Source organism: Methanobrevibacter woesei, from assembly GCF_003111605.1.
Taxonomy (GTDB): Archaea; Methanobacteriota; Methanobacteria; order Methanobacteriales; family Methanobacteriaceae; genus Methanocatella; species Methanocatella woesei.
Genome location: NZ_MZGU01000007.1, coordinates 85773 through 101221, shown reverse-complemented (window position 1 = coordinate 101221; position 15449 = coordinate 85773). Strand labels below are relative to the sequence as shown.

At 30.8% G+C, this 15449-nt stretch carries 14 protein-coding genes; 7 read left to right on the top strand and 7 right to left on the bottom strand.

The window, feature by feature from the left end:
- Positions 1-19: 19 nt before the first annotated feature.
- Complete coding sequence (locus MBBWO_RS07975) at positions 20-403, bottom strand: putative zinc-binding protein (protein ID WP_116670374.1); 384 nt, start codon at positions 401-403, stop codon at positions 20-22.
- 45 nt (positions 404-448) lie between these two features.
- Between MBBWO_RS07975 and MBBWO_RS08085 the strand changes: the two genes are divergently transcribed.
- From MBBWO_RS08085 to MBBWO_RS07945, 7 genes are all read left to right on the top strand, one after another.
- On the top strand, positions 449-643 hold the full coding sequence (locus MBBWO_RS08085; RefSeq protein ID WP_133241513.1) for a hypothetical protein: 195 nt from the start codon (positions 449-451) through the stop codon (positions 641-643).
- 52 nt (positions 644-695) lie between these two features.
- Complete coding sequence (gene purD, locus MBBWO_RS07970) at positions 696-2009, top strand: phosphoribosylamine--glycine ligase (protein WP_116670373.1); 1314 nt, start codon at positions 696-698, stop codon at positions 2007-2009.
- Between the two features lie 160 nt (positions 2010-2169).
- On the top strand, positions 2170-3075 hold the full coding sequence (gene argF / locus MBBWO_RS07965; RefSeq protein WP_116670372.1) for an ornithine carbamoyltransferase: 906 nt from the start codon (positions 2170-2172) through the stop codon (positions 3073-3075).
- 57 nt (positions 3076-3132) lie between these two features.
- On the top strand, positions 3133-4503 hold the full coding sequence (locus MBBWO_RS07960; protein WP_116670371.1) for an MATE family efflux transporter: 1371 nt from the start codon (positions 3133-3135) through the stop codon (positions 4501-4503).
- A 144-nt stretch (positions 4504-4647) separates the two neighbouring features.
- Positions 4648-6261 (top strand): ABC transporter substrate-binding protein, encoded by a 1614-nt coding sequence (locus MBBWO_RS07955; protein WP_116670370.1) that lies wholly within the window; start codon positions 4648-4650, stop codon positions 6259-6261.
- A gap of 51 nt (positions 6262-6312) precedes the next feature.
- A complete protein-coding gene (locus MBBWO_RS07950) occupies positions 6313-7299 on the top strand; it encodes an ABC transporter permease (protein WP_116670369.1) in 987 nt (328 codons plus the stop codon).
- Positions 7292-8140 carry an ABC transporter permease gene (locus tag MBBWO_RS07945; RefSeq protein ID WP_116670368.1) on the top strand — a complete coding sequence of 283 codons (849 nt, stop codon included), beginning with the start codon at positions 7292-7294 and terminating at the stop codon, positions 8138-8140. Before MBBWO_RS07950 ends, MBBWO_RS07945 begins: the two co-directional genes overlap by 8 nt.
- Before the next feature lie 49 nt (positions 8141-8189).
- On the opposite strand, the gene argS is transcribed toward MBBWO_RS07945, so the two are convergent.
- From argS to MBBWO_RS07915, 6 genes are all read right to left on the bottom strand, one after another.
- Positions 8190-9890 carry an arginine--tRNA ligase gene (gene argS / locus MBBWO_RS07940; RefSeq protein WP_116670367.1) on the bottom strand — a complete coding sequence of 567 codons (1701 nt, stop codon included), beginning with the start codon at positions 9888-9890 and terminating at the stop codon, positions 8190-8192.
- Between the two features lie 28 nt (positions 9891-9918).
- Positions 9919-10353: a signal peptidase I gene (locus tag MBBWO_RS07935; protein ID WP_279303193.1), complete on the bottom strand. Its 435-nt coding sequence runs from the start codon at positions 10351-10353 to the stop codon at positions 9919-9921.
- Between the two features lie 134 nt (positions 10354-10487).
- Positions 10488-11903, bottom strand: coding sequence for a hypothetical protein (locus tag MBBWO_RS07930; RefSeq protein ID WP_133241512.1), 1416 nt, complete (start codon positions 11901-11903; stop codon positions 10488-10490).
- A 338-nt stretch (positions 11904-12241) separates the two neighbouring features.
- Positions 12242-13507: a glutamate-1-semialdehyde 2,1-aminomutase gene (gene hemL, locus MBBWO_RS07925; RefSeq protein ID WP_116670364.1), complete on the bottom strand. Its 1266-nt coding sequence runs from the start codon at positions 13505-13507 to the stop codon at positions 12242-12244.
- Positions 13508-14134, bottom strand: a complete 627-nt coding sequence (locus tag MBBWO_RS07920) for a cobalt-precorrin-8 methylmutase (protein ID WP_116670363.1) — start codon at positions 14132-14134, stop codon at positions 13508-13510. It abuts the gene before it with no gap.
- 84 nt (positions 14135-14218) lie between these two features.
- Positions 14219-15436, bottom strand: coding sequence for a BaiN/RdsA family NAD(P)/FAD-dependent oxidoreductase (locus MBBWO_RS07915; protein WP_116670362.1), 1218 nt, complete (start codon positions 15434-15436; stop codon positions 14219-14221).
- Positions 15437-15449: the final 13 nt, after the last annotated feature.

Here is a 15449-nt window from a genome sequence, read left to right as displayed (position 1 = left end):
GTAAATTTGTATATATATTTTAATCTAGGTTTCTAATTTTTTCATAAATTTTATTTTTAATTATATCAACTGCTTCTTCACCAACTTCATCCAATCTTGCAACATTTTTCGGATGACAGTGCACATCATTTAACTCAGAAAGCACATCAATATCCCCAACAATATCAACACCTTTTGTTTTAAGGATATGACCAACACAATTATTGTTACATCCATTTACACCCAAAACAGGATATTTTTTAATTAACTTTACAAAAGCAGGTTTATCAGTTGAAGTAGCTGTAATACAAATTGAAATTAACTTTTCATCTTCATCAATTAAATCAGCTACAGCCACTCTTGAAATAAGACCTGTAGCACTCATACCATTACATGCAGCTAGTGAAATTTTTTCTTCTACCATATACAGTAATTACTTTTAATAAATATAAAAATTTAATATTAATTTATGAATGAAGATAAATCCTTCGAAGCAGTTATTAATGCACGAATGAGCAATGGGACTAATCCTTGCCAAATGAACACCTTTGAAAACCCTAAATTAAAATTAAAAACTGTCATATGTAAAAACTGTGGAAAACAATTCAAGACAAATGAAAAAATTGATTTATGCTCAAATTGTAGAAAAAAGAAAAATAAATAAAAGCTGAATAAACAAATATAATTAATATATTTTAACTAATGGAGAATTTAATATGAAGGTTTTAGTTGTTGGAACTGGTGCACGTGAACATGCAATCGCTGATGCATTAAAAGATGATGTTGAGCTTTATTCATATATGAGTAAAAAAAATCCAGGTATTTCAAAAATAGCTGAATTTTCACAAGGCGATGAAGGAGAAGTAGAAAAAGTAGCTGAATATGCAAAAGAACAAGACATTGACATTGCATTTATCGGTCCTGAAGCACCTCTTGGAAAAGGAATTGTAGATGAACTTGAAAAAAATGGAATTAAATGTGTAGGACCAACCCAAAGTGCTGCTAGAATTGAAACTGACAAATCATTTATGAGAAAACTCTTTGAAGATTATAACATTGAAGGATCTCTTGTATACAAAGTATTTGACAATACTGAAGATGTAAATGCTTTCTTAGATGACTTCGAAAGAGATGTTGTTGTAAAACCTGTTGGATTAACTGGAGGAAAAGGAGTTAAAATCGTAGGTGACCATTTAAAAGATAATGAAGAAGCAAAAGAATACTCAAAAGAAGTAATTGACAATACAATGGGAGGATTTGCTCAAGTAATTATCGAAGAAAGATTAATTGGAGAAGAATTCACAATCCAAGCTTTCTGTGATGGAACACATTTAGCACCAATGCCTGCAGCTCAAGACCACCCTCATGCTTTTGAAGGAGATAAAGGAGCTATTACTGGAGGAATGGGATCATACTCTGATAAAGGAGGATTATTACCTTTCTTATCACAAGAAGATTATGACAAAGCAGTTAAAATAATGGAAGAAACTTTAAAAGCAATAGCTGAAGAAGCAGAACCTTATAAAGGAATTCTCTATGGTCAATTCATGTTAACAGCTGATGGACCTCGTTTAATCGAGTATAATGCAAGATTTGGAGATCCAGAAGCAATGAATGTATTACCTCTTCTTAAAACTCCATTATCTGAAGTATGTCAAGCAATTGTAGATGAAACCTTAGATACAGTTGAATTTGAAGATAAAGCAAGTGTATGTAAATACATTGTACCAGACGGATATCCAGAAACCCAATATGCTGGTGAAATCATCGATGTTGATGAAGAAGCTATTGAAGAGTTAGGTGCAAAAGTATTTTATGCTGCAGTAAGTGAAGAAGATGATGGTATCCATTTATCAGGTTCTAGGGCTTTAGGAATTGTAGCTAGCGGAGATACAATTGAAGAAGCTGAAAAAATAGCTGAAAAGGCATGCGAATTTGTAAAAGGAAATGTTTACCACAGAAAAGATGTTGGAACTTCTGAACTTGTTGAAAAAAGAGTAAAGCATATGGAAGAAATTTTAGAAAACTAACTTCTTAACTCTTTTTTTCTTATTTTTTTATCAAAATTTTACTATTTATTAAAATAAACCTTCTAAATTAATTATTATTTTTCAAGATATACTATATATCGAAAGCTTTAATTAATAAGAATTAGATATACTTTATTTTGTTAAGATAGAGGTATAAAATATGAGTGATTTATTATCTGTTTGTGATATAAAAAATGATGTTGAAAACATCTTGGAAATAGCTAAAAAATTTAAAGAAGGCAAAATAGAAGGAAAACCTTTAGAAGGCAAAGCTTTAGCAATGATATTTCAAAAATCCTCTACAAGAACCAGAGTTTCCTTTGATGTTGGAATGTATCAATTAGGTGGAAGACCTATCTTTTTATCCTCATCAGACTTACAAATGGGCAGAGGAGAACCAATATCTGACACAGCAAAAGTTTTAAGTCGTTTCGTTGATGGAATAATGATTCGTGCTATTGAACATGACGATGTAGTTGAACTTGCTGAATACTCAGATGTTCCTGTAATTAGTGGATTAACTAATTTAGAACACCCTTGTCAGGCATTAGCTGATATGTTAACCATTAAAGAACATTTAGGTGAATTTAAAGGTAAAAAACTTTGTTTTGTAGGCGATGGAAATAATGTATGCAATTCATTACTTTTAATTACTGCAATTCTTGGAATGGATATGTCTGTAGCTTGTCCTGAAGGATATGAGCCTAATGAAGAGATTCTCAAAAAAGCTGAAAAATTAGCTAATGAAAATAATGCAAAAATTACAATCACATCAGATATTAAAGAAGCTGTAAGCAATAGTGATACAATTTACACTGATGTATGGGTCAGTATGGGTGATGAAGCTGAAGAAGCAAAAAGACAGAAAGATTTAAGCCCATATCAAGTCAATAAGGAATTGATGTCTTATGCAAATCCAGATGCTATTTTTATGCACTGTCTTCCAGCTATTCGTGGAGAAGAAGTGACAAGTGAAGTTATTGACGGACCTCAATCAGTAATCTATGACGAAGCAGAAAATAGATTACATGCACAAAAAGCAGTTTTATATCACTTCCTTGGATAATTACCTTTATTAAACCCTATTTTAACTTTTTTTTACTCATTTTTCGGAGATTGACTGATGGAAAGTAATGCTAATCTTGATTCCATTACTGGAGATCCTAAAAAAGCAATAAATAAGTTGGCTTACCCATTAATGGCTAGTATGCTACTTATTATGTTGAACAATATCATTGATGGTGCATGGGTAGCCGGACTTGGACCAGAACCATTAGCTGCTATCGGATTTATCACACCACTTTTTATGATTCTTGTTGGAGTAGGAAATGGTGTTGGAGCTGGAGCTAACTCTTTAATATCAAGATATATTGGTGCAAAAGATAGAAAAGGTGCCAATAATGCAGCAATTCATTCAATATTTGTTGCAATTCTTGTTGCTGTAGTATTAACCTTAATTTTAACTGTTTTCCTAAGAGATTTACTTATTATTATGGGAGCAAGCAGTGTTATTGACTATGCAATGGAATATGGAATTATACTATTTATGTTTACATTTGCAATCTTATTACCGCCTAGTTTTGGAGGAATATTCCGTGCAGAAGGAGATATTAAAAGAGCAACCATCCCTATGGCTACAACAGCTATTATTAACATAATAATAGACCCAATATTTATTTACACATTAGGTATGGGAATTGGAGGGGCTGCAATAGCTACTGTGATTGCTTCACTTATAGGACTATTTTTAATGATTTATTGGATGTTTATTAAAAAAGACACCTATTTTGAGTTTAAATTAGAATATTATAAAAGAAAACTCCAGATGTATAAAGATATTCTTATTGTAAGTATTCCAGCAAGTTTAGAAGAATTTATTATGGCTTTAGTAGCTATTATAATGAATTTATACATTGAAATAATAGCTGGAACAACAATGGTTGCTGTATTTACCGCAGGGTGGAGAATAATTTCAATAGGTATCTTACCAGCTATTGCAGTTGGAACTGCTGCTATTACAGTAGCAGGAATAGCTTATGGTGCAAAAAACATCGAAAACTTAAGAATTGGAGCAAGGTATTCAGTGAAATTAGGTCTTATACTTTCAATTATTGTTTCTGTTATAATATTCGTATTTGCAGACCAAATCTCCTTAATGTTTGCTTATTCAGCAAATAGTAGTACATTGGCTCCAATGATTGCAGAGTTCTTAAGAATTATGGTTTTATACATATTACCAGTTCCAGTTGGTGCAACTGCAGCATTTGTATTCCAAGGTATGGGAAAAGGACCTACATCCCTTGTCATTACATTAATTAGGGAATTGATTTTATGCGTATTATTCGCATATTTACTTGGTTTTGTATTAAATCTTGGAGTATTAGGCATTTACATAGGGTTAATAGTTGGTTCTGCTATTGGATCAATTATTGGATATGTTTATCTTGAGTTTTACATTAAAAAGACATTTAAATATAGGATTAAAGCTAATTAATCCTAATTATTACTTTTTTTATCTTAAAATAATACATAAGTATTTATAAAACTAATAGCTAAATTATAAGTTGTAATAAAAAAAATTACAATAGTAATACTTAGTTTATAGTATTTTAGAAAAATGTAATACTCGGTGGAGATGATGGATAAGAAATACAAAATTATTATTATAATTGCAATTATTCTCATTGTTGGGATTGTCATTGTTGCATCAAGTATGGGAACAGGAAAAGATGAAAATCCAAGACATGTTGTAGTTGCAATGCATAATAATATTGCAGAACCAAAAGGTGGTTTTGACCCAACATTAGGTTGGGGATGTGGACATCAAAATTTTAATCCATTAGTTCAAAGTACTTTGTTTTCAACTGATGAAAATGGAACAATTGTTAATGATTTGGCAACTGGATATAGCATTAGCTCCGATGGACTTAAATGGACTGTAAATATTAGGGATGATGTAAAATTTTCAGATAACACAACATTAACAGCAAGTGATGTTGCATTTACATTTAATACAGCAAAAACAAGTAATTCAGAATTAGATATGACAAATTTAGAGTCTGCAAATGCTACTGATAATAATACTATTGAATTTAACTTAAAAGAACCAAGATCAAGCTTTATTTACGATTTGAGATATGTTGGAATAGTTAAAGAAGATGGTTATGATAATGGAACCTACGGTGGAAATCCTATTGGTTCTGGACCTTATGTACTAAAAGAATGGGAAGTGGGTCAACAGGCAATTTTTGAAGTAAATCCTAATTATTATGGTGAAAAACCATACTACACACAGATTACATTATTATTCCCTGATGAAGCATCATGGTTAGAATTAGCAAAATCTGATGAAGTAGATGTAACCCCTGTCCCAATTAATGGATTGAATGAAACTATTGAAGGTTATGACAAAATTAGTCTATCTGCAGGAAGAGCACAAGGAATATCCCTACCTTACCAACCAGACACTGGAATCACAACTGAAGAAGGTGATCCAGTGGGAAATAATGTAACTGCAGATGATTCCATAAGAAAAGCATTGAATGTTGGAATTAACCGTTCAGAAATTGTCGCAACAACTTATAGTGGGCATGGAGCTCCAGAATATACTGGTGTTGACTCAAGAGACTATGGAAATCCTGATGCTATTGTAGCAGATGGGAATATTAGTGAAGCTAAAAGAATATTAGAAGAAGGTGGATGGAAAGATACAGATGGTGATGGAATTTTTGAAAAAAATGGAATGAATGCATCCTTTAAACTATATTATCCATCAGAGTATTTAGATAGACAATCACTAGCTGTATCATTTTCAGAACAGGCCAAAGAAATAGGAATTGATGTAGAATTAGTCGGTACAGACTGGGACACTATATATGCAAATATGTACAACTCAGCTGCTTTAATGCAACAAACATCTCCAGATCCATATAAGTCAATTTATCAACAGTACCATAGTAAAGAAATTGATAACGATTATATGAACCCTAATTTATACAACAATTCCAATATAGACAGTATTTTAGAAGAAGCAATGAGTACGACTAATTTAAATGAAGCTAATTCCTTATGGGCTCAGTCAGCTTATACCAATGGTGAAGGATTTGGACCAAATGGAGATGCTCCCTGGGTATGGGTTGCAACCTATAATTATACCTACTTTGTAAATGAGGATATCAATATTAACATAGATAGGCCCGACAATCTAGGAAATGATATTTTGATTAATATTGTAAAATGGAGGCCAAATTAAGAGATTTATACTCAAAATCTTTTTAAATTTTTCTAATGGAGAATTGAACTTATGAATAAAAAAATAATAAACTTTGCAAAGTATAAAATCATCCGTTTTATCATTTTGATGGTAGCAGTAGCTATCTTTAGTTTTATACTTCTAGATTTATCTCCAATTGACCCAGTTAATGCATACTTAAATAATGCGCCAGTATCTGCTGCACAAAGAGCAATGCTTGAAAGTTATTGGGGTGTTGGAGTTCCATTAACAGATAAAATATTTCATTGGTTACTAAATCTATTACAAGGAGATTTAGGAACCTCTTTAATTTACCGTATGCCTGTAGTTGAAGTCATAGTTCAAAAAGCTTCAGCATCCATAGTTTTAATGTTTATTTCATGGGTAGCAAGTGGAATTATTGGATTTGGATTAGGAGTGCTTGCTGGAAAAAACAAAGATACTTGGATAGACAAAGCTGTTAAAACCTATTGTTACATTCTACAATCCGCTCCTTCATTCTGGATTGGTCTTGTGTTACTTATGGTATTTGCAATATGGCTTGGATGGTTCCCAGTTGGATATAGTGTCCCAATTGGAGTATCAAGTTCTGATGCAACAATCTTAGAATGGGCTTCAAGGTTAGTGCTTCCAGCATTAACTTTAAGTATGGTTGGAGTTGCATCCATAGCTCTTTACACACGTAATGAGTTAATTAATGTTTTATCCACAGATTATGCATTATTTGCAAAATCCAGAGGAGAAAAAGACTGGACTTTAATTAAACGTCATGGAATTAGAAATATTTTACTTCCTGCAATCACCTTACAATTCTTATCATTTAATGAGTTATTTGGTGGTGCAGTGTTAGTTGAACAAGTATTTAATTATCCTGGAATTGGACAGACAGCAGTAGATGCTGGTCTTCAAAGTGATGTGCCATTATTACTTGGTATTGTACTTTTTAGTGCGGTGTTTGTATTTGTTGGAAATTTAATTGCAGATATTTTATACTATTTTATTGATCCAAGAATAAAGGAGAATGAGGTAATTGAATAAAAGAAAAAACAAAAATGGGCCATGGGTACTATACCATGCAAATTTAAGGACAAAAACAATTGTAATCCTTTCACTTGCTGTAGTTCTTCTTCTAGCTATTTTCATAAGTAGCTTATTTATTGGATACATACCAACAAGCAATGACATCTATCAACTTCCATCTTTAGAACATATCTTTGGAACTGACTGGATGGGACGTGACATGTTCCAGCGTACCATAGCGGGTTTAGGATTAAGTGTTGGTGTTGGTGGATTTGCAGCAATTATAAGTACATTTATTGCAATCTTTTTAGGATTACTTGCAAGTTTTAATAAGTACACTGACGAATTAGTTGCAGGAATAATTGATTTATTCGGTTCAATACCCCATATTTTACTTATAATTCTTCTCTCCATATGTTTTGGAGGAGGATTTTATGGTGTTATCATGGGTGTTGGTTTAACTCACTGGACACCACTAGCTAGGGTTTTAAGATCAGAAGTAAAACAGATAAAAACAACAGAGTATATTAAACTATCTCAAAACCTTGGAAAATCAAAATTATGGATAGCTATTAAACATATATTCCCATTAGTATTAACACAGATTATTGTAGGAGTTATTCTAATGTTTCCTCATGCTATAATGCATGAAGCAAGTATTACATTTTTAGGTTTCGGATTGCCTCCTCATGAACCTGCAATCGGTGTTATTTTATCAGAATCCATGAATTATTTATCCTCTGGATACTGGTGGCTAGCATTCTTCCCAGGATTATCTCTATTAATCTTAGTATTATTATTTGACTTAATTGGAGATAAATTACAAAAATTAATTAATCCAGAAACTGCAACACAATAAAAATTAAAAAAAAGTAAGTAAAGGTTTTGAAGTGAAAAACTTCTAAAACCTACATTTTTTCAGGAGCAGAAACTCCTAAAATATCTAATGCATTTCTTAAAGTTACTCTAGCTTTATCAACTAAAATTAATCTAGTATCTTCTAAATCAGAACCAATAACTTGTTCTTCTTTATAAAATTTATTAAAGCTGTTAGCTAAGTCTTGACAATATTGAGTAATATTGTGAACCCTCATTTTATTAGCTGAATCTTCAACAACTTGTGGGAATTTAGCTATGGTTCTAACTAAATCTTGTTCATTATCATTAACATCCCAGTTATCAGCTATTTCTAATGAAGATACATCTTTACCTGATTTTTTAAGTAATTTACATGCCCTTGCATGAGCATATTGAATAGAAGCACATCCACGTTCAAAGCTTAAAGCTTCATCCCATTTGAAAGTGATGTGTTTTTCAGGAGATAATTTGTTAATAAAGAATCTAATAGCTCCAATACCAATGTCTTCAGCTATTGGTTTTATTTCTTCAGGAGTTAAATCAGGATTTCTTGACTCGATTTCACTAGCTGCTCTTTTTACAGCTTCATCAACAAGTTCATCTACAGATATGAAAACTCCTCTTCTTGTAGACATTGAACCTTCTGGCAATGTAATAAATTCATAGAAAATAACTTCTGGTGGAATTTCACGTAAAATTTCTTTAAAGATTACATTTATTTGTTTAGCAGCTAATTTATGGTCAGAACCTAAAATATCTAAAACTACATCTCCTTGAGTAGCTTTCCACCTGTGATATGCTAAATCCCTTGTGGAATAAAGAGAACTACCATCAGATCTTCTTAAAACAAATTCCTTTTCAATTTGGAAATCAATCAAATCAATGTAGGTAACTTCATCATGGCGAACAAATCCTTCTTTAGTAAAGTAATCAACTAATGAATCAACATCCCCATTACGTACAAACTGACCTTCCCATACAAAGTCATCATGATTAATATTGATTCTATGAAGAGTTTCCTTAATTCCAGACAAACAACTTTCAACTACTTCCTCGAATAATGCATTTAATTGTTCGTCCCCACCATTTTCATATCTTTTAATGATAGCATCTACATGTGAATTTAAACTTTCATCTTCTTTTAACTTTTGATTAGTTTTAAAATATAGTCTACCAATTTTATGGTCAATTTTATCTCCTTCTTGGTCTTCTATTTTTAAACCTAATTCAGTAATACCAAAGACAATAATAGCAATTTGTCTTCCCATATCATTTACATAATATTGTGTTTCAACATCACGACCAGCTAATTTTAAAAGACGTGTTAAAGAATCACCAAAAATAGAATTTCTTACATGTCCAATATGTAAAGGACCATTAGGATTTGCAGAAGTATGTTCTAAAACAATTTTTTCATCTACTTTCTCAAGTTGACCATAATCATCAGTTACATAATCAAGTAACATTTTAGAGAATTTTGAATAATCAACAAAGAAGTTAACATAAGGTCCAACTGCTTTTACTTTTTCAAAAATTTCAGGAACTTCAATACAAGAAGCCAATTCTTCAGCAATTCCATCTGGAGCTCTTCTTAACTGTTTAGCAAGAGCAAAAGAGATAGTACTAGCTAAATCTCCTAAATCAGGATTAGGAGGAAATTCTAATTTGAAGTCTGTGTCAATTTCGCAATCAAAATTATCAATTGCTTTAATAATAGCATCTTTAGCTTGTTTTTCTATTTCAAAATACATTTACTCACCTATAAAAAAAAATAAAAATTTATAAACCTCTTAACCAAAGGTTTATATTACCAATATAAGGTATAATAAGAGGATCATCACCCCAAGTTACAACTCTATCTGTAATCTGATCTGGGCTTACATAATAAGGATCTGGAACGTCATTATTATCCCCCTTAATTACAAAATAAGTAGAACCATTGATTTCAGTAATATTAATCACCCTATGAATAACAGCTTCATCAACCCATTCTGCATTATAAACAACAATGTCTCCAACTTGAACATCATTAGGGTCAAATTCCTGTATTCCTAGGCCAAATAAATTAGCCTTCTCAACTACTACTATATCTCCTCTATAGAATTCAGGCTCCATACTTCCAGAAACAACAACATTTAAGTGCTGTGCAAGTAATAAAGCCAAGAGAATAATAATAACATAGGCAACTATTTCTTTTTTACTAGTCAAATAAATCACCTTTTTAATAGTAACTAGTATATTTAAAATTATATATAAAAGTTATATTTTCAAGCAGATGAAAAAAAGAAAATTCAATAAAATAAAGTTATTGTTAACTGAAAAAGAGTTAAAAAAAGAATAAAAATAAATTAATTATCATTTTTATCTTTTCTTATTTTTAAACCAGCCATTAATAGAGCAAAAAGTAGCACAATTAGTAATAGTGCAATAGCATCACCTGTCTTAGGCATAGATATCATAACAGATGTTTCATTCTCAATATTCTCATTATTTTCTTTAAACTGAGAATCATCTAAATTAGAGGAATTATCTATAACAGTGCCATTGCTATCAATTGTTTCATTTGTAGTTGAATTGGTAGATTCATTTAAATCAGAGTTACCAGTATTATTAGTATCATTCAAACCAGGAACATCAGTACCATTACCAGTATTATTAGTATCATTCAAACCAGGAACATCAGTACCATTACCAGTATTATTAGTATCATTCAAACCAGGAACATCAGTACCATTACCAGTTCCATTAGTATCATTGTCTCCTGAAGGTTCATCTCCTAATGGAATATATATCACATAGGAAGAGGATGTATTACTATAAGAAGGATCCAAAACTGTTAAAAAACTATTCACTAAAGATTCTGTACTTATATTATTTCTTAAATCATTTATACTAGCAAAATTAATCAAATATTCACTTGTATTAAGTGTATGATTTTGTTGGAAAAACAGTGTATTTGTAACAGTTACTTCAAGAGTGTTGTTGTCTAAAAGTCTAGTTGTGTTAGTAGTTTCATTTTTTATTTCAAACCATTCGCCATCAGTGACTTCATTATTACTGTAGGATATATTGAAAATCAAATCAAATATAATAGAACCATCTACATGGATTAAACCATCCGTATCCTTTTTAATCACATATGGATAAAAAATTGGGCTGTTATCATCAAGTGCAAATTCATAGGTTGCATTTTCAAAGTTTTTTAAATAAGGCATGAGATAATCTTTAATAATGATTGTGTTCATTGCCTGTTGAGTATTATTGTCTTTAAATAAATTATCTAAATTTCCTGTTTCGCTTAAATATTCAATCATTGCTTCTGGATAACTAATTATGGCATTAATCAAGTCCATTCTCATGTTTGTAATACTCCATTGAGGGTTATTATAATTTTCTTCACCAATCAAGTTAATAATCATGGACTTGTTTAAACTACCATTCCAAGAAAACTGTTCTTCCCCACTTGGAATATAGTCCCCATAGCTATGAGAAGCAGTACTGTTGTTACTATCTATTTCATTTGGCTTATCTGTAGTATTAAATAGAGTTATGAAAAAATATCCCTCAACTGTTTCATCTGAATTTTCAGATGATTTTACATCATCATTCTCAAGTGAAACATCATTACTATCTAAACTATCTTCTTGAATTTCACTACTTGTTAAATTACTTTCATTCGACAACTCTGTCGCCATTATTGGCGAAATACTCATAGTTGATATTAACAATATTATAAATATCGCAATAATTCTATTATTAAACATTAACTCACCTCAAGATACTATACATTTAAAATAACCATGAAGAAAAAAATATTAAATCCTAATTAAATAAAATAAAGATGTTAAAAAAATAAGACAATTTTCATGTAAATATATTTTACCCCCCCCTCTATAAAAAGTTAACGGTTCTAAAAGTAACCAAATACGACAATATCTTCAAATAATAACAATACAATCCTTTCCAAAAAAATAGATAGCTTTTAAATGATAAATATGAGATTTAATTCCTTTATCTCAATTACATAAATTCTAGGATAACTTTAAAAAAAATAAAATAAGAAAATATGAAAGCAATTAAACTTTAAATGAATATAATAAATTTATAGCTCAAAAGCAACTTTTAAAGACTTCCTAATTGCATTAACAGTCTTTTCCAAATCTTCCATCTTATGTGCAGAAGATATAAAATTACACTCAAATTGACTAGGAGGTATGAAAACACCTTCTTTTAACAGTTGTCTAAAGTAAACAAGGAATCTCTCTGAATCAGATTCTTGTGCTTCTGCATAATTAGTAACTTCATTAGGATTAAAGTATATTTGGAACATTGAACCTAATCCAACAGGAGAAATATCAAGAGACAATTCATCAACAATATCACAAATATTACTTCTTAAGAATTCGCCTTTTTTATTTAAACTAGTATAAAAATCGTTATTCAATTGTTTTAATGTTGAAAGACCTGCTTGAACAGAAATTGGATTACCACTAAATGTACCTGCCTGATAAACTGGACCATTAGGTGCTACAAGTTCCATAATCTCCTTTTTACCACAAAATGCACCCATTGGAAGGCCACCACCAACAATTTTACCTAAAGTTGTCATATCAGGAGTTACACCATAGTATTCCTGTGCACCACCAGTAGCTAGTCTAAAACCAGTGATAACCTCATCAAATATTAAAACAATACCATTTTCTTCAGTTATTTTTCTTAAAAATTCCAAATAACCATCTTTTGGTTCAACACAACCAATATTACCCATAACAACTTCCATTATTATACAAGCAATATTTTCTCCTTCTTTTTCTATTAACTCTGTTAATGCTTCTTCATCATTAAATGGAACAGTTAAAGTATTTTTAGTTGTATCGAGAGGAATTCCTAAAGAATCAGGCAAACATGCAGCACCAGAACCACCTTTAACTAAGCAGTAATCATGTGCACCATGATAAGCCCCTTCAAATTTAACAATTTTATCTCTTTTAGTAAAACCTCTGGCAATTCTTATAGCACTCATAGTAGCTTCTGTTCCACTATTTGTGAACCTAACCATCTCAGCAGAAGGAATTCTATTAATAACTTCACGAGATAATTTAATCTCATTTTCTGTAGGTGCACCATAAGCAGTACCCATAGTTAATTGGTTTGTTAAATCAGAAACAACAGTTTTATCAGCATGACCTAAAATTAAAGGACCATATGCCAAACAATGATCAACATAGCTATTTCCATCAACATCATAAATATGAGAGCCTTCACCTTTAGCTACAAAAAATGGATATGGTTTAAATGCTCTCACTGGAGAACTTACACCTCCAGGAATAATTTTTTTAGATTCTTCAAATAATTCTTGGGAATTCATTTAGATACCTCTCAATGTTTGAATTAATGAGTTAACACAGGCCACAGCTATTGGTGTTCCACCTTTAGGGCCTTGAGTAATAATATTAGGAATATTGGATTTTCTTAATTCTTCTTTAGAATCAGCTGCACCTACAAAACCAACAGGAACTCCAACAATAGCTTTAACATTTAATTCTCCTTTATTATATAAATCCATAGCTTCCCATACTGCAGTTGGAGCATTTCCTGAAACAATTATTCCTTCAAAATCATTTTGGCAAGCATATCTAATAGCTGCTGCCGCCCTTGTAATTTCATTTTCTTTAGCTATTTGTTTAACTTCATCATTCTTAATATAACAGCAAACTTCACCATCATACTGAGTGATTCCTGCTTTTACCATGTTAATATCTGTTAAAATAGTTTCATTATTTTTCATAGATTTTAAAGCAGCATCAACAAAATCATCACTAATAGCTACTAACTTTGCATATTCAGGATCTGCAGTAGAATGAACAATACGTTCAACAATATCCTTTTCAGCAGGTTTTAAATCCTTAATGTCATCGCCAATAAGTTCTCGTATGATTTCTCTACTTTTTGTAGCAATATCATAACCTTGTTTAGTAGATGCACCCATAAACATAATATCACATTATAATTATTTCTTATTCATTAATTAATAAGATTACTAATATACTAAGGTAAGATAAAAAATATAATTAATTACTTAATCTAAACTTTTAGAAGCAGACATTCCTGCTAAATAACCAGTAGAAAAAGCTATTTTTAAGTTATAACCACCAGTATAACCAACTGGCTCTAAAACTTCCCCTGCAAAATAAAGTCCCTCAACTAACTTAGATTCCATGGTTTTAGAGTTAATATCATCGATTTTAATACCGCCAACAGTTACCTTACTTAATTCTCCCATAAAACCAACTATTTCAAATTCCAAACCTTTTAATGAATTAATTAATTTGTTTTTATCCTTTTTAGTAATATTAGCCAGTTTAACTTCACCATCCAAACCAGCCTTTTCAAGAAATAGTGGAATAAAACTATTAGTTAAGAGATATTTAAGATAATTTTTAAGTAAAGTCTTTCCTTTAGCTTGAAAATCTAAAATAAACTTTTCAGACAGTTCATCTCTTGTATAATCGGGTGTTAAATCAATAGCTATTCTAACATTATCCAGGACAATGTTTTTGTTATCCAATAAATTATAATCATTATCATAGGAAATAAGATTACTAATATTTAAAATAGCTGGACCAGTAAGTCCCTGATGAGTGATTAACACATCCCCAAAGATTTCAGATTTTTTATAGCTAACAGAAACATTATAAAGGTTGATTCCAGCATAATCCCTAAGGTCATCTCTTGTAATTAATGGAGAAAGTCCATATTTAATATCAGATACTTCATGAGAAGTTAAATAATATCCATCACCAGTAGAACCAGTTTGAGGATAAGTAATTCCTCCAGTAGCTATTATAACAGAAGATGCTTTAATATTATCATCGATAATGAATTTATCATCTTTCTTATCAATAGATTCTACTTTGAAATTGTATTTAATATCAACATCTTCAAGATAGTCAGTTAAAGTATCTAGTACATCTACAGCTCTTTCAGTTTCTGGAAAAATTCTATTGTCATCTTCTTCAATAAAGTAAAGACCCTGATTTTCAAAAATAGATATTAACTTTTCATTAGTCAATGTATAAAAAGAGTGTTTTAAGAAATTTTTATCATGAAAAGAATTTAATAGCTTCTTTATTGGCTTATTATTTGTAAGATTGCATCTCCCACCACCTGTTAAAAGAAGTTTAGATGCTAAAGAGTCATTTTTCTCAAGTATTACAATATTTTTACCTAATGCAGCTACTGCAGCCATAAGTCCACTAGGCCCTCCACCAACAATAGCTATTTCATATTCTTTCATAAAAATCAAAAAA

What these genes read in the sequence shown, in the direction of transcription:
- MBBWO_RS07975 (WP_116670374.1), bottom strand. Translation starts at nt 403, where the DNA reads ATGGTAGAAGAAAAAATTTCACTAGCTGCATGTAATGGTATGAGTGCT.
- MBBWO_RS08085 (WP_133241513.1), top strand. Translation starts at nt 449, where the DNA reads ATGAATGAAGATAAATCCTTCGAAGCAGTTATTAATGCACGAATGAGC.
- purD (WP_116670373.1), top strand. Translation starts at nt 696, where the DNA reads ATGAAGGTTTTAGTTGTTGGAACTGGTGCACGTGAACATGCAATCGCT.
- argF (WP_116670372.1), top strand. Translation starts at nt 2,170, where the DNA reads ATGAGTGATTTATTATCTGTTTGTGATATAAAAAATGATGTTGAAAAC.
- MBBWO_RS07960 (WP_116670371.1), top strand. Translation starts at nt 3,133, where the DNA reads ATGGAAAGTAATGCTAATCTTGATTCCATTACTGGAGATCCTAAAAAA.
- MBBWO_RS07955 (WP_116670370.1), top strand. Translation starts at nt 4,648, where the DNA reads ATGGATAAGAAATACAAAATTATTATTATAATTGCAATTATTCTCATT.
- MBBWO_RS07950 (WP_116670369.1), top strand. Translation starts at nt 6,313, where the DNA reads ATGAATAAAAAAATAATAAACTTTGCAAAGTATAAAATCATCCGTTTT.
- argS (WP_116670367.1), bottom strand. Translation starts at nt 9,890, where the DNA reads ATGTATTTTGAAATAGAAAAACAAGCTAAAGATGCTATTATTAAAGCA.
- MBBWO_RS07930 (WP_133241512.1), bottom strand. Translation starts at nt 11,903, where the DNA reads ATGTTTAATAATAGAATTATTGCGATATTTATAATATTGTTAATATCA.
- hemL (WP_116670364.1), bottom strand. Translation starts at nt 13,507, where the DNA reads ATGAATTCCCAAGAATTATTTGAAGAATCTAAAAAAATTATTCCTGGA.
- MBBWO_RS07920 (WP_116670363.1), bottom strand. Translation starts at nt 14,134, where the DNA reads ATGTTTATGGGTGCATCTACTAAACAAGGTTATGATATTGCTACAAAA.
- MBBWO_RS07915 (WP_116670362.1), bottom strand. Translation starts at nt 15,436, where the DNA reads ATGAAAGAATATGAAATAGCTATTGTTGGTGGAGGGCCTAGTGGACTT.